The organism is Modestobacter sp. VKM Ac-2985 (assembly GCF_026967925.1).
Lineage (GTDB): Bacteria > Actinomycetota > Actinomycetes > Mycobacteriales > Geodermatophilaceae > Modestobacter.
Genome location: NZ_JAPVBI010000001.1, coordinates 199,614 through 222,128, shown reverse-complemented (window position 1 = coordinate 222,128; position 22,515 = coordinate 199,614). Strand labels below are relative to the sequence as shown.

General features: G+C 74.1%; 17 protein-coding genes and 2 pseudogenes. 7 read left to right on the top strand and 12 right to left on the bottom strand.

What is annotated here, in order from left to right:
* Nucleotides 1–33: 33 nt before the first annotated feature.
* Nucleotides 34–3,384 (bottom strand): annotated as a pseudogene (gene fdh / locus O2V61_RS00960) (formate dehydrogenase).
* Between the two features lie 465 nt (nt 3,385–3,849).
* Between fdh and O2V61_RS00955 the strand changes: the two are divergent.
* The 4 genes from O2V61_RS00955 (at nt 3,850) to O2V61_RS00940 (ending at nt 11,127) form a co-directional block, all read left to right on the top strand.
* Complete coding sequence (locus O2V61_RS00955) at nt 3,850–6,549, top strand: putative bifunctional diguanylate cyclase/phosphodiesterase (protein ID WP_269181470.1); 2,700 nt, start codon at nt 3,850–3,852, stop codon at nt 6,547–6,549.
* Entirely contained in the window at nt 6,546–9,173 is a 2,628-nt protein-coding gene (locus O2V61_RS00950) for a diguanylate cyclase domain-containing protein (protein ID WP_269181469.1), read from the top strand. The genes O2V61_RS00955 and O2V61_RS00950 overlap by 4 nt, the downstream gene beginning before the upstream one ends.
* Nucleotides 9,170–9,982 (top strand): MBL fold metallo-hydrolase, encoded by an 813-nt coding sequence (locus tag O2V61_RS00945; protein ID WP_269181468.1) that lies wholly within the window; start codon nt 9,170–9,172, stop codon nt 9,980–9,982. The genes O2V61_RS00950 and O2V61_RS00945 overlap by 4 nt, the downstream gene beginning before the upstream one ends.
* 152 nt (nt 9,983–10,134) lie before the next feature.
* Complete coding sequence (locus tag O2V61_RS00940; RefSeq protein WP_269181467.1) at nt 10,135–11,127, top strand: glucosyl-3-phosphoglycerate synthase; 993 nt, start codon at nt 10,135–10,137, stop codon at nt 11,125–11,127.
* 85 nt (nt 11,128–11,212) lie between these two features.
* Here the strand turns inward: O2V61_RS00940 and O2V61_RS00935 are convergent, their stop codons facing one another.
* Both O2V61_RS00935 and O2V61_RS00930 read right to left on the bottom strand, forming a co-directional pair.
* The gene (locus tag O2V61_RS00935; protein WP_269181466.1) at nt 11,213–11,878 is read right to left on the bottom strand and encodes an HAD family hydrolase; all 666 of its coding nucleotides are present in this window, start codon (nt 11,876–11,878) and stop codon (nt 11,213–11,215) included.
* Between the two features lie 75 nt (nt 11,879–11,953).
* Nucleotides 11,954–13,060 (bottom strand): NDMA-dependent alcohol dehydrogenase, encoded by a 1,107-nt coding sequence (locus O2V61_RS00930; RefSeq protein WP_269181465.1) that lies wholly within the window; start codon nt 13,058–13,060, stop codon nt 11,954–11,956.
* A 140-nt stretch (nt 13,061–13,200) separates the two neighbouring features.
* On the opposite strand from O2V61_RS00930, the gene O2V61_RS00925 reads away from it, so the two are divergent.
* Nucleotides 13,201–13,872 carry a TetR/AcrR family transcriptional regulator gene (locus O2V61_RS00925; protein WP_269181464.1) on the top strand — a complete coding sequence of 224 codons (672 nt, stop codon included), beginning with the start codon at nt 13,201–13,203 and terminating at the stop codon, nt 13,870–13,872.
* 5 nt (nt 13,873–13,877) lie between these two features.
* Here O2V61_RS00925 and O2V61_RS00920 read toward each other — a convergent pair whose 3' ends face one another.
* The 3 genes from O2V61_RS00920 to O2V61_RS00910 form a co-directional block, all read right to left on the bottom strand.
* Entirely contained in the window at nt 13,878–14,504 is a 627-nt protein-coding gene (locus O2V61_RS00920) for a TetR-like C-terminal domain-containing protein (RefSeq protein WP_269181463.1), read from the bottom strand.
* Nucleotides 14,505–14,586: 82 nt separating this feature from the next.
* A complete protein-coding gene (locus O2V61_RS00915) occupies nt 14,587–14,919 on the bottom strand; it encodes a hypothetical protein (protein WP_269181462.1) in 333 nt (110 codons plus the stop codon).
* 12 nt (nt 14,920–14,931) lie between these two features.
* Nucleotides 14,932–15,822, bottom strand: a complete 891-nt coding sequence (locus O2V61_RS00910; RefSeq protein WP_269181461.1) for a 1,4-dihydroxy-2-naphthoyl-CoA synthase — start codon at nt 15,820–15,822, stop codon at nt 14,932–14,934.
* Nucleotides 15,823–15,945: 123 nt separating this feature from the next.
* Here O2V61_RS00910 and O2V61_RS00905 point away from each other — a divergent pair, with 123 nt between their 5' ends.
* On the top strand, nt 15,946–16,740 hold the full coding sequence (locus tag O2V61_RS00905; protein ID WP_269181460.1) for an endonuclease/exonuclease/phosphatase family protein: 795 nt from the start codon (nt 15,946–15,948) through the stop codon (nt 16,738–16,740).
* A gap of 36 nt (nt 16,741–16,776) precedes the next feature.
* Here O2V61_RS00905 and O2V61_RS00900 read toward each other — a convergent pair whose 3' ends face one another.
* Nucleotides 16,777–17,451 (bottom strand): Pr6Pr family membrane protein, encoded by a 675-nt coding sequence (locus tag O2V61_RS00900; RefSeq protein WP_269181459.1) that lies wholly within the window; start codon nt 17,449–17,451, stop codon nt 16,777–16,779.
* Nucleotides 17,448–17,921, bottom strand: a complete 474-nt coding sequence (locus tag O2V61_RS00895) for an NUDIX domain-containing protein (RefSeq protein WP_269181458.1) — start codon at nt 17,919–17,921, stop codon at nt 17,448–17,450. The genes O2V61_RS00900 and O2V61_RS00895 overlap by 4 nt, the downstream gene beginning before the upstream one ends.
* 84 nt (nt 17,922–18,005) lie before the next feature.
* On the opposite strand from O2V61_RS00895, the gene O2V61_RS00890 reads away from it, so the two are divergent.
* A complete protein-coding gene (locus O2V61_RS00890) occupies nt 18,006–18,302 on the top strand; it encodes a hypothetical protein (protein WP_269181457.1) in 297 nt (98 codons plus the stop codon).
* Between the two features lie 47 nt (nt 18,303–18,349).
* Here O2V61_RS00890 and O2V61_RS00885 read toward each other — a convergent pair whose 3' ends face one another.
* The 4 genes and pseudogenes from O2V61_RS00885 to O2V61_RS00870 all read right to left on the bottom strand — a co-directional run.
* Nucleotides 18,350–18,943, bottom strand: a complete 594-nt coding sequence (locus O2V61_RS00885; protein WP_269181456.1) for a hypothetical protein — start codon at nt 18,941–18,943, stop codon at nt 18,350–18,352.
* Nucleotides 18,943–20,634 carry a PHP domain-containing protein gene (locus O2V61_RS00880; protein WP_269181455.1) on the bottom strand — a complete coding sequence of 564 codons (1,692 nt, stop codon included), beginning with the start codon at nt 20,632–20,634 and terminating at the stop codon, nt 18,943–18,945. Before O2V61_RS00880 ends, O2V61_RS00885 begins: the two co-directional genes overlap by 1 nt.
* A 124-nt stretch (nt 20,635–20,758) precedes the next feature.
* Nucleotides 20,759–21,553, bottom strand: coding sequence for an IclR family transcriptional regulator (locus tag O2V61_RS00875; protein WP_269181454.1), 795 nt, complete (start codon nt 21,551–21,553; stop codon nt 20,759–20,761).
* Nucleotides 21,526–22,443: pseudogene (locus O2V61_RS00870) on the bottom strand (PDR/VanB family oxidoreductase); the annotation flags it as partial. The pseudogene O2V61_RS00870 and the gene O2V61_RS00875, both read right to left, overlap by 28 nt.
* Between the last annotated feature and the right edge of the window lie 72 nt (nt 22,444–22,515).

The window sequence follows — 22,515 nt, the reverse complement described above, 5'->3', positions numbered from 1 at the left end:
CCATCGGGTCGCACTCCATCGGGACGTGCCGCATCAGCTCGTCCCCTCCTCGACCGGGACCCGGCCGCCGCTGGGGATCAGCCCCGACTGCACGCCCGCCCGGATCCGGTGGTCCTCCACGAACTGCACCAGCGCCTTGCCGCGCGGACGCCGCCCGGGCTGGATGTCGCAGGTGGCGACCTTGGACTCCTGGATGTGCACGTTGGGGTCCATGACCACGCCGAACAGGTCGTTGCCGGAGTCGCCGGTGGACAGCCCCTGCTCACCCCAGTGGTACGGGATGCCGATCGTCTCGACGACCTGGCCGCCCTTGACCTTCATCGGCCGCATCCGCTCGGTGACCAGCACCCGGGCCTCGATCGCCGCCCGGGCACTGATCAGCGTCGCCCAGCCGCCGTTCTCCAGACCGCGCGTCTCGGCCAGCTGCGGGCTGACCTCGACGAAGAACTCCGGCTGCAGCTCCGACAGGTACGGCAGCGTGCGGCTCATCGCCCCGGCGGTGTGGTGCTCGGTCAACCGGTAGGTGATCATCGCGAACGGGTAGACCTCGCTGCGCGGCGGGTTGCCCCGATTGTAGGCGGCGTGGATCTCCTCCCGGCCCGGGTTGGCCTGCTGGCCGTAGAGCGCGTTCTCCACCGGCGACTCAGCCGGCTCGTAGTGCGCCGGCATCGGGCCGTCGGCCAGCCCCGCCGGCACGTACAGCCAGGCCTTGCCGTCGGCCTGCATGACGAACGGGTCGGCACCGCCGATGCCCGCCTGCGCGACCGCGCCCTCCGGCGGCACGTAGTCCGGCCGCTTGGTCGCCTCGAAGTCGGGGACGTCGTGACCGGTCCACTTCCCGGCCTCCTCGTCCCACCAGACGAAGGCCTTCCGCTCGCTCCACGGCTTGCCGTCGGGGTCGGCGGACGCGCGGTTGTAGAGCACCCGGCGGTTCGACGGCCAGGCCCAGCCCCACTCGGCGGCCACCCAGTCCTGCTCCCGGCCGGGCTTGCGCCGGGCGGCCTGGTTGACCCCGTCGGCGTAGACGCCGGTGTAGATCCAGCAGCCGCCGGTGGTCGACCCGTCGTCCTTCATGTCCAGGTAGGTCGAGAGCATCTCGCCGTCCGGACCCCAGCCGTTGATCTCCCGCAGGACGGCGTCGGCGTCGGGCTCGTCGTGCTCCCCGTGCGTCGGGTAGTCCCAGACGAGGTCCAGCAGCGGGCGGTCGCGCGGGTCGGTGGACCCGGCCAGCCGCTCCTGCAGCTTGCGGCCCAGGTGGAAGTAGAACCACAGGTCGCTGCGGCAGTCGGCCGGCGGCTCGACCGCCTTGTGCCGCCACTGCAGCAGCCGCTGCGTCTGGGTGAAGGTGCCCTCCTTCTCCACGTGCGTGGCCGCGGGCATGAAGAAGACCTCGGTGGCGATGTCCTCGGTGACCAGCTCCCCGGTCTCGATCTCCGGGGCGGTCTTCCAGAACGTCGCCGACTCGATCATCTGCAGGTCGCGGACGACGAGCCACTCCAGGTTGGCCAGCCCGAAGCGCTGCATGCGCCCGTTCGCGCTGCCCACCGCGGGGTTCTCCCCCACCAGGAAGTAGCCGGGCACCTTGCCCTCGATCATGTCGGCGACCGTGGTGTACGTGCCGTGGTCACCGGAGATCTTGGGCAGGTAGTTGAACGCGAAGTCGTTCTCCGCCGTCGCTGCGTCGCCCCACCAGGACTTGAGCATGCTCGTGGTGTAGGCGCGCATGTTGCCCCAGAAGCCCACCCGGTCGTCGCTGGAGGCGCAGAAGCTGTCCAGGTCGGTGTGCTGCTGGGCGTGGGGCATCGGGATGTAGCCCGGGAGGATGTTGAACAGCGTCGGGATGTCGGTGGAGCCCTGGATGCTGGCGTGGCCGCGCAGCGCCAGGATCCCGCCACCCGGGCGGCCCATGTTGCCCAGCAGCGCCTGCAGCACCGCCGCCGTCCGGATGTACTGCACGCCCACGGTGTGGTGCGTCCAGCCCACCGAGTAGACCCACGCCGTCGTCCGCTCGCGGTTGCTGTTGGCGGTGACCCACTCGGCGACCTTGAGGAACACCTCCGGCTCGATGCCGCAGATGTCGCTGACCATCTCGGGGGTGTAGCGGGCGTAGTGCCGCTTGAGCACCTGGAAGACGCAGCGCGGGTGCTGCAGCGTCTCGTCCCGCATGGGCTTGCCGTGGATGTCGGCCGACCCCTGGGCACCCTGCTGCTGGTCGGCCTCCTTGACGTCCTCGGTCTCGTCGTCGGTGCCGTCGTCCGCGGCGTCGTCGGGCCGGTCGCCGTCGTCCCGGAAGGCCGACCCACCGGGCTGGCTGGGCGAGCGCTGACCGGCCGAGGCCGGGACGTTCACCCCCTCGTACTGCCAGGTGGTCTCGTCGTACTGCCCGGTCTCGGGGTCGAAGCCGGAGAACAGGCCGTCGAGGTCCTCGGTGTCCTGGAAGTCCTCACGCAGGATCGCCGCCGCGTTGGTGTAGGCGACGACGTACTCGCGGAAGTCCAGGTCGTTGTCCAGGACGTACTTGATCAGCCCACCGAGGAAGGCGATGTCGGTGCCGGCGCGCAGCGGGACGTGCAGGTCGGCGAGCGCACTGGTGCGGGTGAACCGCGGGTCGATGTGGACGATCTTCGCGCCCCGCGCCTTGGCCTCCATGACCCACTGGAAGCCGACCGGGTGGCACTCGGCCATGTTCGAACCCTCGATCACGATGCAATCGGAGTTCACCAGGTCCTGCTGGAAGTTCGTGGCGCCGCCACGACCGAACGAGGTCCCCAGACCGGGGACCGTCGCAGAGTGCTATATGCGGGCCTGGTTCTCGATCTGCACCGCGCCCATGGCGCTGTACAGCTTCTTCATCAGGTAGTTCTCTTCGTTGTCCAACGTCGCGCCGCCGAGGCTCGCGATGCCCAGCGTGCGGTTGACGGCGTGGCCGTCGACCTCGTCCTGCCAGCCCTTGCGGCGGGCGTCGAGCACGCGGTCGGCGATCATCTCCATCGCCGTGTCGAGCTCGAGGTCCTCCCACTCCGTCCCGTGCGGACGGCGGTACTTGACCGTGGTGACCCGGCTCGGGCTGGTGACCAGCTGCTTGGTCGCGCTGCCCTTGGGGCACAGGCGCCCGCGGCTGATCGGCGAGTCGGGGTCGCCCTCGATCTGCACGATCTGCTCGTCCTTGACGAACACCCGCTGGCCGCAGCCCACCGCGCAGTACGGGCAGACCGTCTGCACCACCTTGTCGGCGGTGGCCGTGCGGCTGACCACCTGTTCGGTCGCCTTGCTGCGGGCGGCCTTGCCGCGCCCCAGCGGATCAGGACCCGTCAGCTGCCGGAACACCGGCCATGCATCCAGCCACGTCTTCACGCCGAAGAGCTTGCCACCCGTCCGCGCCACGCGCGCGCTCAGGCGTCCGGCGGGTCGCACGCCGGCGGACGACCCGCCGGCTCCCCCGGCCGGACGACGTGGTGTTCGGGGGCGGGGGGCTGGTGCAGCTGAGTAGCGTGATCGGGGACACCAGGAGGCGCCCCATCGCAACCGACCACGCACGCTGTCCAGAGACCGACCTCGGCTGCCCCTGCGCCGGCGACCCGACCGTCCACGCGGGCCGCGCCCAGCCGGCCGCCGGAGCTCCCGCCGGCGCCGAGGCGATGGTCGAGTGCCCCGAGTGCGGCGAGCCCAGCAGCCCGCTGCGGATCGTCACCTGGGGTCACTGCCGGGTCTGCCGCACCGCGGACTCCCGGGCGACCCAGCCCCTGCGCTGGTGAACCGGCGCCACTGAACAGGAGGTCCCCCGCCCCTTCGGGTGAGTCGCCCCCGCCACCCCTGCAGTCCGGCGGCCCGGGTCCCGACAACTGACCCGTGACCTCCGGAGCCCTCACCGCACCGACGCGGGCCGTGGTCGCTCCGACGCGGGGCGGCCCGGCCGCCGTCCGCACGCTGACCCGACCACTGCTCCTCGCCGTCCTCGCCGCCCTCGCGACCCTCTCCGCCGGCCTGCTGCCCGCCCCGACCTCGGTCACCGTCGCCGTGACGGCGAACTTCCTGGCCGTCGCCGGTGCCCTGGTCCTGCTCACCCACGCCGGGCGGCGGAGCGCCCACCCGGCCGGCTGGCGCTGGTACGTCGTCTCGGTGGGCGTCAGCGCCCTCGGCGCGCTGGCCGCGGGGGCGGTGCTGCCCTGGGGGCAGACCGCACTGGGCAGCCTCCCCGGTCACCTGCTGGTGGTCGTCGCGATCCTCCGGATGCTCGACCGTGCCTCGCTGCGGGCCGCGCGGGCCCAGGTCGCCACGATGCTCGTCCTGTTCGTGCTCGCCGACCTGCTGACCGTGCACACGCTGTACCACCTGACCATCGGCCGGGAGGGGCTCCTCTCCCTGTCCGAGACGGTCGCGCTCTTCGCCCTGCTGTCCAGCATCGCCGTCGGCACCGGCTTCTCCCTGGTGTTCATCGCGATCTGCCCGGCCGTCCAGCGCCCCGTCGGCTGGCTGCTCTTCGCCTCGCAGGTCGCCACCGCACTGGCCGGCGCCTGCTCCTCGATCGCCTCCGGGCCGGGTCCGGTCCAGTACCTGGCCTGCGCCCTCAGCGTCCTCGGCATGGCCCTCCTCGTGGTCGCCTGCCGCGCCGACCGGCCACGGCCCACCACCGACCGCGGGAACGCGGCCGGCTCCACCCTCGGCGCACTGCTCCCGCACGCCACCGCGCTGGCCGGCGGCTCGCTGCTGCTGCTCAGCGTCCCGGTCACCGGCACCCTCACCGTCTTCGGAACGACGCTCGGCACGCTCGGGCTGGTCGCCCTGCTGGCCCACCAGGCGGTGTCCTGGCGCACCCAGCAGCGGCTCACCCGTGACCTGCAGCGCAGCGAGGCCTACTTCCGCACGCTGGTGCGCGGCAGCGCCGACCCGGTGCTGATCCTCGACGACCAGCTGCAGGTGCAGTGGGTCTCCCCGGCCATCACCGCGCTGCTCGGCCTGGACCCGCAGCGCATCGTCGGCCGCTCGATCGCCGCCGCCGTCCACCCGGACGACGCCCCGGGCCTGGTCGCCGCGCTGAGCGCCACCTCGGCCGACCCCTCGGAGACCAAGACCCGGACGGCGCGGGTGCGGCACCTCGACGGTCGCTGGCTGCTGATCCAGTCCCAGGTCCGCGACCTGCGCGGCGACCCCGACGTGGGCGCCCTGGTGCTCTACTGCCGCGACGTCAGCGCGAGCGTCCCGCAGCCGGCCGACCCCCTGCCGACCTTCAGCACCAGCGACCCCACCACCGGCCTGCCCAACCGCTCGGCGCTGACCCAGCGGCTCGCCGCCGCCCTGCGTGCCCCCGCGGCCGGCACCCCCTCGGCCGGCAGCGCCTCCCTGGTCGTGCTGGGCGTGGACGGTCTGCCCGCGGGCGACGACGTCCCGGTGCTGCGCGAGCTGACCACCCGGTTCGCCCGGGCGCTGCGCGGCGACGACTGGCTGGCCCGCTCCGGGGCGAGCGAGTTCGCCGTCCTGGTCTCCGGCACGGTGGCCGACGCCGAGGTCATCGCCGGCCGGCTGGTCGCCGCCGTCGAGCCGGTGTCCACCGGCAGCGGCACGCTGCGGCTGACCGCCGCCGCCGGCGTCACGTCCCTGGACGCCGGTGCGGACGCCGGGGAGGCGCTGCGCTGGGGCGACCTGGCGCTGCGCAGCGCCCGCGCCGCCGGCCCCGGCCGGGTCCGCCGGCACTCCGACGCGCTCCGGATCACCCAGCACCGCGAGGAGACGCTGCGCACCGACCTGCTCCGGGCACTCGCCGAGGGTCAGCTGCGGCTGGCGTACCAGCCGGTCGTCGACCTGGCGCTGCACCGCACCGTCTCGGTCGAGGCGCTGCTGCGCTGGCGGCACCCGACCTACGGCGAGGTGTCCCCGGCGGAGTTCGTGCCGCTGGCCGAGGAGTCCGCGCTGATCACCGAACTGGGCCGGTGGGTGCTGGCCGAGGCCACCGCCACGGTCGCCGCGCTCCCCCACCCGGACCTCGGGGTGGCGGTCAACGTCTCGGCGCGGCACGTGCGCAGCGGCGAGCTGGTCGCCGACGTGCTGCACGCCCTGGGGTCCAGCGGGCTGGCCGCCTCCCGGCTGGTCCTGGAGATCACCGAGTCGGTGCTGCTGGACGACGAGCACGTGACCGACGACCTGGCGGCCCTGCGGCGGCTGGGCGTCCGGATCGCCGTCGACGACTTCGGCACCGGCTGGTCCTCGCTGGCCTACCTCGTCGGCCTGCCGATCGACGTGCTGAAGATGGACCGGCAGTTCCTCGCCGACGTCGAGACCGACCCGCAGCGCCGGGCGCTGTGCAGCTCCGTGCTGCACCTGGGCACCAGCCTGGGTCTGGTCGTGGTGGTGGAGGGCGTCGAGACGGCGACCGAGCTGCAGCTGCTCCGCGACATGGGCCACCGGTTCATCCAGGGCTACCTGCTGGCCCGGCCGCTGGACCGGTCCGCGCTGACCACCCAGCTCCCCGGGCTCGGTGGGGCACCCGTGCCCACGTCGGCCGCGGGCCTGCCCAGCCTGCTCCGGGCCGGGGACGACGGGCCGGCGACGTGACCGGGGCCCGGCGTCCGCACCTGGCACCGGTGCTGCTGGTCGCGCTGGTCGCGCTGACCCTCACCGTGCCGGTCAGCCCGCCCGGGGCGGTGCCGCAGTGGGACAACCTGGTGCTGACCGCGGTCGCGACCTGGGCGGCCTGGCGCTGCAGCCGGCTGACCCGGCGGATGGCCCGCCCGGACCGGCTGCCCTGGCAGCTGCTGGGCCTCAGCTCCCTGCTCCTCGCGTGCGCCAGCCTGGTGACCGGGCTGGGGGTCGGGGGCGCGCAGGGCCGGTTCGGCGCGGGCGTCGTCCTCCTCGTCGCCGCGCTGGTCCCGACGGTGAGCGCCGCGCTGATCGGCGCGCGGGTCCGCGGCACCCGCTGGCCGGTCCTGGTGGTCGACGGGGTGATGGTGGCCTTCGCCCTCGTCGTCGTCGCCGACGTCCTGGTGCTGGCCCCCGCGCTGACGCCGGGAGCGATCCGGCCGGACCTGCAGCCCTTCGTCCTCGCCTACGGCATCTACCCCGCGGTGGCCGTGGGCGTCGTCGGGGCGCTGTGCACGGTGTCGGCCGCAGCACTCCGGCGCCCGGCGACCGCGGTGATCCTGATGACCGCCCTCCTGGGTCTCGCCTCGGCGTTGCTGGCCGCACACCTCGTGCAGCCGACCGGGCTGTGGTCCGCGGCAGCCGACGTCGTGATCGCCGGTGCGCTGGTCACCGGGGTGCACGCCGTCCAGCTGGCCAGCGCCGTCCCGGCCGGGCCCTCCCCCGCCGACGCCACCCCGACCGTGAACTCGGCGGGCGTGGTCGTCGACGTCCTGGCGCTGGTCGGGGTGCCGCTCACCCTGGTGACCGCCCTGCTGGTGGACCTCCGCCTCTCCGACGGCGCGCTCGCCTGCACCGCCGTGGTGGTCCTCCTGCTGCTGGCGCGGCTGTTCATGCGGATCCGGGACAGCGACCGCATCGAGGAGGACCTGCTCCGCAGCGAGGAGGACTTCCGCGGCCTGGTCGAGGCCAGCTCCGACGGCGTGGCGATCGTCGACGCCGACCTCCGCCTCGAGTTCACCTCGCCGGCGGCCCGGACCCTGCTCGGGATCGCCGCGGCGGCCGACCTGCGCCCGTCCCTGCTGGACCTGCTGCACGAGGAGGACCGCTCCCGCGTCCGCCGCGAGCTGACCGCCGCGGCCGGCGGGACCTCCCCCGTGGTCCACCTGCGGCTGCAGGGCCCCGAGGGCGAGCGTCGGGAGCTGGAGGTCAGCCACCACGAGCGCCCCGGCAGCGGACGGCGGCTGCTCCACCTGCGGGACGTGACCACCCGGCAACGCCGCGAGCGGGAGCTCGAGCGGATGGCGTTCACCGACCACCTCACCCGGCTGCCCAACCGCGCACTGCTCTTCCAGGAGATGGCCACCGGGTCGGCGACCACCGGCGAGCGCTCCCTGCTGGTGCTCGACCTCGACGGGTTCAAGGCGGTCAACGACTCCGCCGGCCACGAGGCGGGCGACCTGCTGCTGGTCGAGGTGGCCCGGCGGCTGCAGGGCCTGCTGCGCGCCGACGACCTGGTCGCCCGCCTCGGCGGCGACGAGTTCGCCGTGCTGCTGGCCGGGGCCGAGGACGCCGCCGTCGAGGCCGCCCAGCGGGTGGTCGAGGCGCTCGCCCGGCCCTGCCGGATCGGCGACCGCACGTTCACCGTCGGCGCCAGCGTGGGCCTCTGCCGGGTCCACCCCGGGGGCGGTCAGCTCGCCTTCCGTCAGGCCGACGCCGCCCTCGGCGCCGCCAAGCGGGCCGGCAAGGGCTGCTGGCGGCTGCACACCGAGGACCGGGTGGCGCAGGCCGCGGCCAGCAGCTCGGTCGCCACCGCCCTGGCCGACGGCGAGGTCCAGCTCCGCTTCGACACCATCGCCAACGGCGACACCGGGATCCTCGCCGCGCTGCACGCCCAGCCGGTCTGGGAGCACCCCGAGCTCGGCACGCTGCCCGCCGCCGAGCTGTGGGCCGCCGCCGAACGGCAGGGCTGCACCGCCGCGCTGCAGCAGTGGCTGATCACCCGCGCCTGCACCGACGTGGTCGCCCTCGACGACCAGCTGCTCGTCGCCGTCGACCTGCCCGCGGGGCTGGTGCAGGCCGACGAGCTGCCCGGCGAGGTGGCCGTGGCGCTCGCCGCGGCCGACCTGGCTCCTCCCCGGCTCACCCTCCTGGTGACCGAGGAGGTGCTGCAGACCTCCTCCGCAGCACTCATCCCGGCGCTGCACGCCGTGCACCGGACCGGCGTCCGGCTCGGGCTCGACGACTACGGCATGGGCTCCACCCTGTGGTCGCAGCTCGCCCGGCTGCCCCTGGAGATGGTGATGGTCGACGTCCGCGACCTGTCGGCCGGCGGCAACCACGACCGGACGCTGGAGCTGCTCGGCGCGATCGGCCGCAGCGCCCGCGACTTCGAGGTGTCCACGGTGGTCAAGGACATCACCTCCCGAGAACTGCTCCACGAGCTGCGCGTGCAGGGCGTGGTCGCCGTCACCGGCCCGGTGCTGCCGACCGGCCTGACCGCCGCGGAGGTGGCCGACCTGCTGCGCCACCCCGGTCCCGCGGTGATCGCGCCACTGCCCGTGCCCGGGCGGGTGGTCGGCGCGACACTGACCCGGTGACCGCGCCGTCCCTGCGCTTCCTGGGCCACTCGACCGTCCGGGTCGAGCTGGCGGGCCGCACGGTGCTCACCGACCCGCTGCTCACCCACCGGCTGGGCCCGCTGCGGCGGGTGGTCCCCCGGCTGGAGCCGGAGGCCTGGGCCGGCGTCGACCTGGTGGTCGTCTCGCACCTGCACAACGACCACCTGCACCTGCCCTCCCTGCGCCGGCTGGGCCGCAGCACGCCGATCGTGGTCCCCCGCGGCGCCGGCCGGTGGCTCACCCGGCACGGCTTCACCGCCGTCACCGAGCTCGGGGCCGGCGAGAGCCTCACCGACGGCGGCCTCACGGTCACCGCCACCCCCGCCGACCACGCCGCCCACCGCTGGGGGCCGCTGCTGACCCACGGCCCGCACGCCCCGGCCATCGGGCACCTGCTCTCCGGGGACGGCGTCACCGTCTACGCCGCCGGCGACACCGACCTCTTCCCCGGGATGGCCGACCTCGGCGCGGACGGCGTGGACGTCGCCCTGCTGCCGGTGTGGGGCTGGGGCCCCTCGCTCGGCCCCGGCCACCTGGACCCGGCGGGTGCGGCCCGGGCCGTGGCGCTGCTCCGCCCGAGCGTCGCCGTCCCGGTGCACTGGGGCACCTTCGCCGTCGCCGGCCTGACCTCACTGCCCAACCCGTGGCGGGCCCGGATGCGGGCGCTGCTCGTCGAACCACCCCGCGACTTCGCGGCCGCGGTCGCCGCCGCCGGCTCGGCGACCACGGTGGCCCGCACCGCCCCTGGGGCCCCGGTGGTCCTGCCCGCCCTGGGCACCTCCCCCTGACACCCGGCGCAGCCGCCCGCCCCCGCCGCTCACGTGTGAGTTGCCGGGTCCCCGGGCAGCAGTCAGGCTCTGATCCAGGGGGAACGTGAAGTTCATGTGAACGACGCCCCGCCGACGTGCCGGAGGTGGGTGTGGTGCTCGACAGTGGGCCGATGCGACCTGACGCCCGCGCCTGGTTCGAGCACCGCACCACGTCGGCCACCTCGCTGGCCGAGATCGACGTCGACGCCCTGCTGCTGGCCAAGCGCCGCGGCGGGCACCGGATCAGCGTCGTCCTGCCGGCGCGGAACGAAGAGGCCACCGTCGGGGTCCTGGTCCGCGACCTGGCCGAGCGCTGGGTCGAGGGCGTCCCCCTCATCGACGAGCTCCTCGTCATCGACTCCCACTCCACCGACGCGACCGCCGAGGTCGCCCGGGCGGCCGGCGCCGAGGTCGTCGCGGCCGGCGACGTCCTGCCGATGCAGGGCGACCGCCCGGGCAAGGGCGAGGCGCTGTGGAAGTCGCTCGCGGCCACCACCGGCGACCTCATCGTCTTCATCGACTCCGACCTGCTGGGCGACGTCAGCCACTACGTGCCCGGGCTGCTCGTGCCGCTGCTCACCGACCCGCGCGTCGAGTACGTCAAGGGCTGCTACACCCGCCCGCTGTCCGTGGACGGCGAGCACCGCCCGGCCGGTGGCGGCCGGGTCACCGAGCTCACCGCCCGGCCGCTGCTGAACGCGCTGTGGCCCGAGCTGGCCGGGTTCGTGCAGCCGCTGGGCGGCGAGTACGCCGGCCGGCGCTCGGCCCTGGAGCAGGTGCCGTTCGTCTCCGGCTACGGCGTGGAGGTCGGGCTGCTGGTCGACCTGCTGCAGGTCTGCGGCCTCAACGGGCTGGCCCAGGTCGACCTCGGCACCCGCACCCACTCCCACCAGACCGACGAGGCGCTGGGCACGATGGCCGGCCAGATCGTCTCCACCGTGCTGTCCCGCGCCGAGCGGGGCCGGCCGGACCGGCGCCGCCTCGAGCCGGGCGGGCTGCTCACCCAGTTCGCCCACGACGGCCGCGGCTTCGTGCCGAAGAGCCACACCGTCGCCGTCGACGAGCGGCCGCCGATGTGCGCCGTCGACGAGTACGCCTCGCTCCGCGCCGGCGTCGTCGGCTGAGGAGCGTCCCCAGCACTGTGCGATGAAGGCACGTTCCCGGCCGGGAACGGGCCCACACCGCACAGTGCCTCCCGCGGCAGCCCTCTCAGGCGAGGGGGGTGTCGTCCAGGGCGGCCGCGAGGTCGGCCGGGGTGTCGTAGATCCCCACCGCACCCGCGTCGCGGAGCTCGTCGTCCCCGAAGCCACCGGAGCGGACGACGATCGCCGGCATCCCGGCGTTCTTGGCGGCCACCACGTCCCACACCGAGTCACCGATCATCACGCTGGGCGCGTCGTCAGCGGCGTCGAGCTTGCGCCGCGCCACCTGCAGCAGGTCCGGCTCCGGCTTGGAGGACTCGGCGTCGCTGCTGTCGGTGACGGCGTCGGCGAGGTCCCTGGCGTCGAGGAGGTCGAGGAAGACCTCCACGTGCTTCGCCTTGCCCGAGCTGGCCAGCACCAGCCGGTGCCCGCGCTCCTTGATCGCCACCAGCAGGTCGCGGGCGCCGGGCAGCGGGGTGATCTCGTCGATCATCGGGTCGACCTCGGCCACCCACCTGTCCCGGGCCTCGTCACCGATCCGCCGCTCGACCTCCTCCCCGCCGAGGGCGGCGACGAGCTGGTCACCACCCATGCCGATCAGGCGGTGGATGCGCCAGACGGGGAAGGTCTCCCCCAGCGAGCGGAGCGCCCGGTACCAGGCCAGGGCGTGCTGGTAGTTCGAGTCGACGAGGGTGCCGTCGACGTCCATGACGGCGATCGTGGGTTCAGCCATGCCCGATGCCCTGCCCAGCCGCCCGGACGATCACCCCTGAGCCACCGAAATGGCCATTGGTGGCTCAGGGGTGGCTCAGTGCTGGTGCTGGAGGACGCCGCGGATGACCGTGCCGTCGCGCTGGTCCTGGTAACCCTGGTTGACCTCGTCCAGCGAGTAGCGCTTCGTGATCAGCGACTCGACCTCGAGCGCGCCGTCCTCGTAGAGCCGCAGCAGCCGCGGGATGTCCCGGTAGGCGTTGCACATCCCGTACAGCGCGCCCTGGACCCGCTGCTCGTAGACGGTGGTGATGTTCCCGGGCAGCGCGACGGTGGTCGCCATCGTGTGGTCGGCCAGGCCGGTGAGCACCAGCGTGCCGCCCTTGCCCAGGCAGCGGTAGGCGCCGCCGGTGATCTCCGGGCTGGTCGTGCCGGTGGCCAGGATGACGACGTCGGCCCCGGTGCCGCGGGACAGCTGCTTCGCCAGGCCCGCCGCCTCCTCGGTGCTCGCGACCGCGTGGGTGGCGCCCAGGGTCTGGGCGAACTCGCGGCGGAAGGCGACCGGGTCGACGGCGACGACGGCCCCCGCGCCGGCCATCGCCGCGCCCTGCACCGCGTTGCAGCCGACCCCGCCGGTGCCGACGACCACCACGACGTCGCCCTGGCGCACCGGCCCGGCGTTCACCGCGGACCCCCAGCCGGTCGGGACGCTGCAGGCCATCAGCGCGGCGACGTCCAGGGGCAGGTGCGGCTCGATCTTGACGCAGGAGAACTGGGACAGCACCGAGTGCTGGGCGAAGGCACCGACCATGCAGAAGCCGCCGAGCTCCTCGCCGTCCAGCCGGAACGGCCAGGTCCCGTCCGGCAGCTGCCCGGTGCCGATGGTCGCGCCGAGGTCGCAGAGGTTGGAGCGGCCGGTGGCGCACCAGCGGCAGTGGCCGCACGCCGGCAGGAAGGAGGTGACCACGTGGTCGCCGGGCTGCAGGCCGGCGACGCCGGTCCCGACGGCCTGGACGACGCCGGCGCCCTCGTGCCCGCCGACGATCGGGTAGCGCTGGCTCTCGAAGCGCAGGTGCTCGTCGGAGTGGCACAGGCCCGCGTAGGCCATCTCGACCAGCACCTGCCCCGGTCCGGGGTCGACCAGCTCCAGCTCCGCGACCTCCCAGTCGCCGGGACCCCGCAGCACCGCACCGTGCGTCCTCATCCACCGTCTCCCCGCCTCGAACGTGACGGGGCCCACGCTAAGGGGTCCGACGCCGGGTGGCACCCAGTGCCATCCCCGAACAGCACCCGGCCGGCTCTCGCAGCCACGGACACGGTGAGCAGCGCTCTACATTGACCACCGTGGACACGGCCGCAGGGGGGCGCCGGGAACGCCGGAAGGCGCAGACCCGGGCGGAGATCCGCGCGGCGGCGCAGCGCCTGTTCACCGAGCGCGACTTCGACGCGGTGACCATCGCCGACGTCGCCACCGCCGCCGACGTCGCGGTGCAGACCGTCTTCAACCACTTCGAGAGCAAGGAAGCACTCTTCTTCGACGGCCGGACGCCGTGGGTCGAGGGGGTCGCCGCCGCCGTCGCGGCCCGACCGGACGGCACCGGCCCGCTCGCCGCCCTGCGCGACTTCGTGGAGCGGGACCTCCACCAGCTGCTCGAGCAGGAGTCGCGGCCGGAGAGCCGCCACTACCTGGAGGCCCTGGCGCGGACCCCCAGCCTGCAGGAACGCGAGCGGACCCTGGTCGAGCAGGCCGGCGGGCGGGTGGCCACGGCCTTCGCGGCAGCGCTCTCGGCATCGGGCCAGCCGGACGGCGCAGCGGTCGACGTGCTCAGCCGCCTGGCGGCCGGGCTGTTCCTCGTGGCCGGCCGGGTGCTGGTGCTCTCGCACCGCCGGCAGGTGCTCGGCGCGGAGCCCGGCGAGGCGCACGGACCGGAGCACGCGACCACGGTCGCCACCCTGGCCATGCTGGAGGACGGCGTGCGCCGACTCGCCCGCCAGCTGGACGTGCGGATCGACTGAGGGGCTCAGCCCGCCGGCAGCTGCTCGGGCGCGACGATCGGCAGCAGCACGTCGGTGACCAGCTGCTCGACCTGCGGGGTGCTCATCGGCACCGGACCGAAGGTCGTGTACCGCTGCCACCAGAGCGCCTGGACCACCGAGCCGAGCAGCGCGACCCGCTGCTGCGACAGCTCACGCCCGCGGGTGGCCTCCCGTGCCGAGATCTCCCGCACGACACCGGCCAGCGGGAGCACCAGCGCCTCCTCCAGGCCGGCGCGCAGGTCGTCGTCGTGCCGCGCCGCGCCCATCAGGCTCGCCGCCGCGCGCTCGGCCCGGTCCAGCGGCCGGGTCCAGCGGGCCAGCAGCTCGCAGAGGTCACCGCGCAGCGACCCGGAGTCGGCCGGCAGCTCCACCAGCGGGGCAGTGCTCAGGGCATGCCGCGCCAGCGCGGCCATCGTCGGCCACCGCCGGTAGATGCCGGCCTTGCCGGCCCGGGCACGGGCGGCGACGCGGTCGCTGTTGAGCCTCCCCCAGCCCTCGTCGGCGAGGATCTCCACCGCCACGGCCACCAGTTGGTCGGACAGCTCCGAGGACAGCGGACGGCCCGGAGGGCGTGCGCCGGCGGGTCGCGGAGGCCGTTCGGTCGTCGTCACCGTGCAATCGTGCCCACACAAGTGGAGTGACCACAACAACCGAGCGACTCCACATCGAGATCACACTGGCGGCGCACCGGCTTCAGGCCGACGCGGCGGGCTCCACGTGCACCTGCAGGCTGGCTCCGTCGTCCGCGGTCCAGCCCTTCTCGACGGCCTGCGCCACCATCCGGTCGAAGTCCTGCGCCCAGTCGTCGGCGGTCGCCCGGGCACCGGCCGCGGCGCGCAGGGCCGCCACGTCCAGCAGCGCGGTGTCACCGTCGGTCAGCCGGCCCATGCCCGCGTCACGCAACGCCCGGTCGACGTCCTCGTCGGTCAGCGCGCCCACGGCCAGGTGCAGCCGGGCCACGTCGTCGACGTCGGCCACCCGCACCTCGGGGACCTCGTCGGCGCCACCGATCACCTCGACGATCATCTTCGTCCTCCTTCAGGCGTGCCAGGGGAAGCGGGAGAAGTCGGCCGGGCGCTTCTCCAGGAACGAGTCCCGGCCCTCCACGGCCTCCTCGGCCATGTAGGCCAGCCGGGTGGTCTCCCCGGCGAACAGCTGCTGACCGACCAGGCCGTCGTCGATCAGGTTGAACGAGTACTTGAGCATCCGCTGGGCGGTCGGGCTCTTGGCGACGATCCGGCGCCCCCAGTCCAGCGCGGTGGCCTCGAGCTCGGCGTGCGGCACGACCCGGTTGACCATGCCCATCCGGTGCGCCTCCTCGGCGGAGTACTCCTCGCCGAGGAAGAAGACCTCCCGGGCGAACTTCTGCCCGACCTGGCGGGCCAGGTACGCCGAGCCGAAACCGCCGTCGAAGCTGCCGACGTCGGCGTCGGTCTGCTTGAAGCGGGCGTGCTCGGCGCTGGCGAGGGTGAGGTCGGCGACCACGTGCAGGCTGTGCCCGCCACCGGCCGCCCAGCCGGGGACGACGCAGACGACGACCTTCGGCATGAACCGGATGAGCCGCTGCACCTCGAGGATGTGCAGCCTGCCGGTCGCGCCGTCGCCGGCCTCGTAGCCGTACTTCCCGCGCACCCGCTGGTCGCCGCCGGAGCAGAACGCCCAGCCGCCGTCCTTCTCGCTCGGGCCGTTGCCGGTCAGCAGCACGCAGCCGACGTCGGTGGCCAGCCGGGCGTGCTCGAAGACGGCGAGCAGCTGGTCGACCGTCTGCGGGCGGAAGGCGTTGCGCACCTCGGGCCGGTCGAGCGCGATCCGCACGACCCCGGCGTCCACGGCGCGGTGGTAGGTGACGTCGGTCAGCTGCTCGAAGCCCTCGACCGGCCGCCAGGCGGTGGGGTCGAAGATCTCGGACACGTCGGCGCGGGCACTCACGAGCCCGAACCTAGCTGCCCGGCCCTCCCCCCGCCTCGCCGACCAGGTGCCCTCCGGCACCTTGTGCTCTGCTCACCACGGGTGAGCAGAGCACAAGTACCACCGGACTGGTCTGATGGCGGCATGGAACTCCGGGTCGGGACGCTGAACCTCGCCTCCGGCCGGGACGGCGTCGGGCGCTCGCTCGACGCCGCCGGGCTGCGGGCCGCGGTCGCCGGGGTGGACGCCGACGTCCTCGCCGTCCAGGAGGTGGACGTCGGCCAGCCGCGCTCGCACGGTGTCGACCAGCCGGCCGAGGTGGCCGCCGGGCTGGGCGCCGCCGACTGGCGGTTCGCCGCGGCCGTCGCCGGCACCCCCGACCCCTTCCGCAGCTGGACGCCGGTCGACCCGCCGGTGCTGCGCGGGTCCTGGGAGACGTTGACCGGTCCGCACTACGGGATCGCGTTGGTCAGCCGGCTGCCCGTGCAGCGCTGGTCGGTGCTGGCGCTGGGCGCCGGGCGGGCGAGGCTCCCGCTGCGGGCCACCGATCCGCGCACCGGGCAGCTGCGCCGGTGGTGGTTCCCCGACGAGCCGCGCCTGGCGATCGCAGCGGAGCTGGAGCACTGCACCGTGGTCAGCACCCACCTCTCGTTCGCACCGCACACCGCGCTGCGCCAGCTGAACCGGCTGCGCCGGTGGTGCGCCCAGCTCCCCGGCCCGGTCGTGCTGGCCGGCGACCTGAACCTCGTCGGTGGGGTGCCGGCCCGGGTGTTCGGCGCGCCGCGGCTGGTCCGCGAGCTCAGCTACCCCGCGCCGGCCCCCCGGGTGCAGTTCGACCACGTCCTCGGCCCGGCCGGCCTGGACCCGCAGCGCCCCGAGGTCCGGCAGTTGCCACTCGGCGACCACCGGCTGGTCACCGTCACCGTCACCGTGGGCTGAGCGCCGCCGCACGGATGGCCGCCGACCCGCCCGTGGTCAGCCCGTCGTGGCGGCGCCCTGCGGCTCGCGGGGGCGGTCGGGGGTGGCCGGCAGCCACCGGTCGGCCGCCCAGTAGACGAGCAGGAACACCAGCGCCAGGAGGACGACGAGGGCGGTGTTCCGCAACGCGATCGCGAGACCCAGGTCGCGGGCGTTCAGGAAGAAGTAGGGGTACCAGCGGCTCTGCGCGCCGTGCCACATCGTCCAGCCGATCCAGCCCACCGGGAAGAGCATCGCCCAGGCGACCGTGCCGCCGGTGATCCGCGGCCGCGGCCCGAAGACCAGCCAGCCGACGACCATGGCCAGCGGGGACAGGTAGTGCAGCACGAGGTTGGTCCACACGGTCACCCCGGCGGGGTCCACGGTCGGCGAGAGCAGGACCGAGAAGACCAACCCGGTGACGGTGATGGCCAGCAGCGCGTCCAGCAGCAGCACCCGCCAGAGGCGACCGGAGCGCACCGGGTCGAGCGCCAGGGACGTCGCAGCGGCCAGCACCAGCAGGTTGCTGCAGACGGTGAACAGGCTCAGCCACCGGATCAGCTCGGTCACCACGGTGGTGCGGCCGCCCGACGTCTCGACCAGGGTGCGCGTCAGGGACGTCACGAGGCAGGCCGCGACGACGAGTGCCAGCACCGTCCAGTGGACCCGGGCTGCGGTCTGCCGTCCGGTCATGAGGCGGCGGAGCCGGTCAACGCGTGCATGAGCACCGGCAGGGCCGCGGCGAACCCCGGGTGCAGCACCGGCAAGGCGTCCACGGGGAACCAGCCGACGCCCGCGCTCTCCTCGGTCAACGCCAGGTCGTCGGGCTCGAGGACGCCGGCGGGCGTGGCCAGGACGGTGGTGTAGACCCAGCCGCCGTGGTCGTCGACGGACTCCACGCCCAGGACGACGTCCGCCGGGCGCAACCCGAGCTCCTCGGCCGCCTCGCGCAGCGCGCCGTCGGCCGGGGACTCCTGCGGGTGCAGCGCACCGCCCGGGGTGCCCCAGGTGCCGCCGTGGTGCGACCACTCGACCCGCAACTGCAGGAGGACCTCGATCCCACCGGCACCCGGCCGGTGCAGCAGCAGGCCGGCCGCGCCGGCCAGCCCCCAGTGCCGGTGGCCCAGGGCGCAGGTCGTCCAGCCGTCCGTCGGGGAGCGCACACCGACAGTCTGCCGTGGGTCGCCGGTCGACCGCACAGGCACCGGCCGGCGGTGCCGCCGGACGACGACGGGCAGGATTGCGACATGGAGACCGTGCAGCTGCGCCGATACGTGCTCGAACCGGGCCGGATGGCCGACTTCCTGGCCTGGTTCCCGACCCTGCTGCCGGTGCGCGAGCAGTACGGCTTCCGGGTGCTGTTCGCCCTGGCCGACGAGGAGCACCAGACCTTCACCTGGGCCGTCGCACACGACGGCGACCAGGACGAGTTCCGCCGGGTCGAGGACGTCTACCACGACTCCCCCGAGCGGGCCCGGGTGTTCGAGACCTTCCCGGCGTGCGTCGCCGACAAGGAGATCGGCTTCGCCACCCCGGCGGTCTGAGGGCCCCGGGGGGCAGAAATGGCCATTTCTGCCCCCCAGGGAGTCGGTCAGTGACCGCCCTCGCAGCACTCGTGCGGGTTCTCGATCTCGAACGGCTGGAGCACGCCCCCGGCCGCCCGCTCGACCAGCAGGGCCAGCCGGCCGCCGGAGAACCGTGGCCGCAGGAACCCGTTCGGCCCGGTGTCCACGACATCGGTGCCGGCCGACTCGACGCCGATCCCGACGACCTGGTCGATCGCGGTCGCGGCGATCAGGTCGGCCACGGAGACCCGCCCGGTGATCGAGGCCGAGCCCGGGAAGCGGATCGCCCGGCCGGCCTCACCGGCACCGGCCTCGCGCAGCGCCGTCCGGGCCGCCCCGGCGACCTCGGCGTCCTCGGTCCCGCCGGCCACCACCGGGCCGGCCAGCGCCCGGGCCAGGGCCGATCGGGTCGCCGCCGGGTCGGCCGGCTCCCCGGTCAGCCGGACCGAGACGCCGACCCGGGGCGCCGGAGCGGAGCTGTCCACGTGGGTGCAGACCAGCTCCGCCTCGGCGCCCGAGCCGGACAGCGCCTCGTCGACCGCCGCCAGGAGGTGGGCGTCGGCGATCTGGTCGTCCGCCGGCGCCCCGCCCCACCAGAGTGCCGTCAGCGAGGCGGTCATCAGACGGCGTCGACGAAGACCGGGTTGGCGTAGAACCAGAGGTCCTCCCACGGGTTCGCGTCCCCGACGACGTCCATCAGCGGGTTGCCGGCGGCGTCCAGCTGGTTGCCGTCGCTGCCCCGCAGGCGCACGTAGAAGGACCGCTCCACGTTCGTGAACGTGTGCTCGAACGTCCACTGCGCCCGGCCGCGACCGACCTCGAAGGTCTTCACGACGGCGGTCTCCGGGGCGGTGAAGACGTCCCGGTCGGACGCGGCACCGGTGACCGGGCCGCTGATGACGTCGACCTTGGCCAGCTTGGGCACGTCGCCGTTGGCGTTGGCGCCACCGGCCACCTTGACCGTGATGGTCACCGTGACGTCACCACCGCGGCGCACCCAGGTGCGGCCACCGAGCGTGGCGCCCTGCGGGTCGCCGTCCTTCGCGGAGCGGACCCGCACGTCCAGGGCCTCGATGATCCGGCCGTGCACGGCGACGACCTTGCCGGCCTGCAGGCCCTGCATGATCCCGACGTAGGAACGGGAGTCCGAGCCCACGAGGGTGCTGCTGTACTGGCCGGGCCAGAAGTCGCCGTACTGGGTGATCGGACGGCCGGTGTCGACCGCATCGCCCTTGGTGCCGTTGGCGTTGAAGTCCAGCGGGCCCTGGATGCGGGTGTCCCGGAAGACCCGGTGCGAGTCCGACGTCGCGGTGACCCACCAGGGCTTGCCCTCGGCCAGCAGCGAGTCCCAGAGGCCACCGACGGTGGCGGTCATCCAGTCGAAGCCACCGAAGGTGCGGTAGGACTCCGGCGGGTAGGGCAGGAACCGGGTGGGGTTGGCACCGGCGTTGTCGTAGTAGCCGCGGCCGCTGCCGGGGCCGCCCTGCGACGTCGGGATGCCGGCGGCCTGGTGACCGGGCGCGCCCTCCATGCCCACGGCGACCTGCGGGGCGGCGTCCCGCCAGTTGCGGATCTCGTGCGGGCTGTCGATGCCCTGCCGGCTCGGGTGGTTGGCGAACATCAGCGCGATCTCGGTGCGCCGGTTGCGCACCTGGTTGTCCAGGTACTTCAGGGCGTCGATGGCGTAGGGCTCCACGTTCCCGGTCACGCCCTTGGCCGCCAGCGCGCTGCCGTCGTAGCCGGCCTCGAAGGCCTTCAGGATGTCGACGGTCGCGCTGCCCGGGGGCAGCATGACCGTGGCGTGCTCGGCGCCCGGGATGTTCCACTCCAGGCCCTGGTAGATCATCGTGCCGGCGTACTGCCGGCGGACCTTCTCGATCTCCGGGGTGATCTTGTCGATCGAGAGCTTCTGGTGCGCGACGCCACCGTGGTCGGTGATGACCATCCAGTCCAGGCCGTACTGCCGGCCCTTGATGATCTGCGTCGCCACGTCGTACTGCGCGTCCGGCGAGTACTTGGTGTGGATGTGGTGGTCACCGGCGTAGTACCGGGTGCGCCCGGTCCAGGCGTTCGCCGTCGTCCCGGCGCCGGCGGCGGCAGCGACCCCCTGGCCCACGCCGCCGACGGCGCTGCCCAGCCCGGCAGCGGCACCGGCGACGACGGCGGTGGTGGCCAGGAAGGCGCGACGCGACACCGACAACGGGTCGTCGGCCTGCGGGTCGGCCCAGGTGCCCTCCACGCCGGAGACCGCACCGTGCGAGTGGCCGTGGTCGTGGTCGTGGTGGTGGGGGTGGTCGTGGTCGTGGCTCATCGAGGCGCTCCCGCATAGTCCGTGCTGCATCTGTCGCGGGAACTCTCCGTCGCCGGTGCAGACCAACGGGTGACACCCAGACGATCTTCGGGAGAACTCCGGGAGTCCGTTAGCGCGCCATACCTCAGCCCTCGGCCGGGCCTCCGGCCAGGGTGCGACTGATCGCCCGCGCGGCGGCCCGGACGCCGGACGCCATCGGCCGGACGGCGGCCGGAGAGCTGCCCCGGACCACGATCGACAGCGCCGCGACCACCTCGCCGCGGGCGGAGATCGGCGCGGCCACCGAGACCGCGTCGTCGGTGACCTGCCGGTCGCTGACCGCCACCCCGGCGCGACGGACCTCGGCCAGGACCCGACGCAGCTGCACCGGGTCGGTGATCGTCTGCGCGGTGTACCGGCGCAGCGGCGAGCCGAGCACCTGCTCCTGCACCTCGGGCGGTGCGTGCGCGAGCAGCACCAGCCCGACGCCGGTGGGCGGCAGCGCGAACCGGCCCCCGACCTCGGTGTAGACCGCGACCGCGTCCCGGGACGCGAACCGCTCGACGAACACCACCTCCACGCCGTCCCGGACCGCCAACTGGACGTTCTCGTGGGTCACCTCGTAGAGGTCCTCCATGAACGGCAGGGCCGCCTCCCGCAGGCCCAGTCCGCGCGGTGCCAGCGCGCCCAGCTCCCACAGCCGCAGCCCCACCCGGTACCGACCGTCGGGGTCGCGTTCGAGCCCGCCCCAGCTGCACAGCTCGGCGATCAGCCGGTGTGCGGTCGACAGCGGGACGTCGGTGGCGCGGGCGATCTCCGACAGGGTCAGCGCGCGCCGGTCCCGGGTGAACGCGTCGAGGACGGCGAGCAGCTTGCTGCCCGCCGTCCGCCGCGCGCCCGGCCCGGCCGGGGTCAGAGCTCCAGGACCAGCTTCGGACACGCGGCGCGGGAGACGCAGATGAACATCGTGTCGTTCGCCGCCTGCTCCTCCGGGGTCAGCAGCGAGTCGCGGTGGTCGACCGTCCCGTCCAGCACCGGGGTCTCGCACGTGCCACACGTCCCCTCCTGGCACGAGGAGAGGACCGGGATGCCCGCCTCCTCCACCACCTGCAGGATCGACTTGTCCGGCGGGACCGTCAGCGTCGTGCCCGACAGCGTCAGCTCGACGTCGAAGTCGCCGCTGAGCACCCGCTCGCCCTGCTCCTTCGGGGCGAATCGTTCCACGTGCAGCGCCCCGGGTGGCCAGTCGGCGCAGCGCTGCTCCACCGCGGCCAGCAGCGGCTCGGGGCCGCAGCAGTACACCTTGGTGTCCGGCTGCGGGGTGCCCAGGATGCGGTCGAGGTCGATCAGCCCCACCTCGTCCTGCGGGTGCAGCGTGACCCGCAGGCCGTGCCCGGTCTTCGCCTCCAGCGCCTCCAGCGCCTCGAGGAAGGCCATCGACGTCCGGGTGCGCCCGCCGTAGTGGAACTCCCAGGTGGCGCCGGCCTCCTCGGCGGCGGCGGCCATCGGCAGGATCGGGGTGATGCCGATGCCGCCGGCGAGGAACACGTACCGCGGGGCGGGCACCAGCTCGAAGTGGTTCCGCGGCCCCCGGACGTCGATCTCCGCGCCCTCCTGCACCTGGTCGTGCACGAGGGCAGAGCCGCCCCGCCCCGCCGGCTCGCGGAGCACCCCGATCTGCCAGACCGCCCGGTCGTGCGGGTCGCCGCACAGCGAGTACTGCCGGGTCAGCCCACCGGGCAGCAGCAGGTCGATGTGCGCGCCGGGCGACCAGGCCGGCAGGTCGGCGCCGGTCGGGTCGCGCAGCTCGAGGACGACGACGCCCTCGGCGCCCGTCGTCCGCCGGGCCACCTGCAGCCGCAGGTCGACCTCGTCATGCGTGCTGTGCACTTCTCTCCTCGT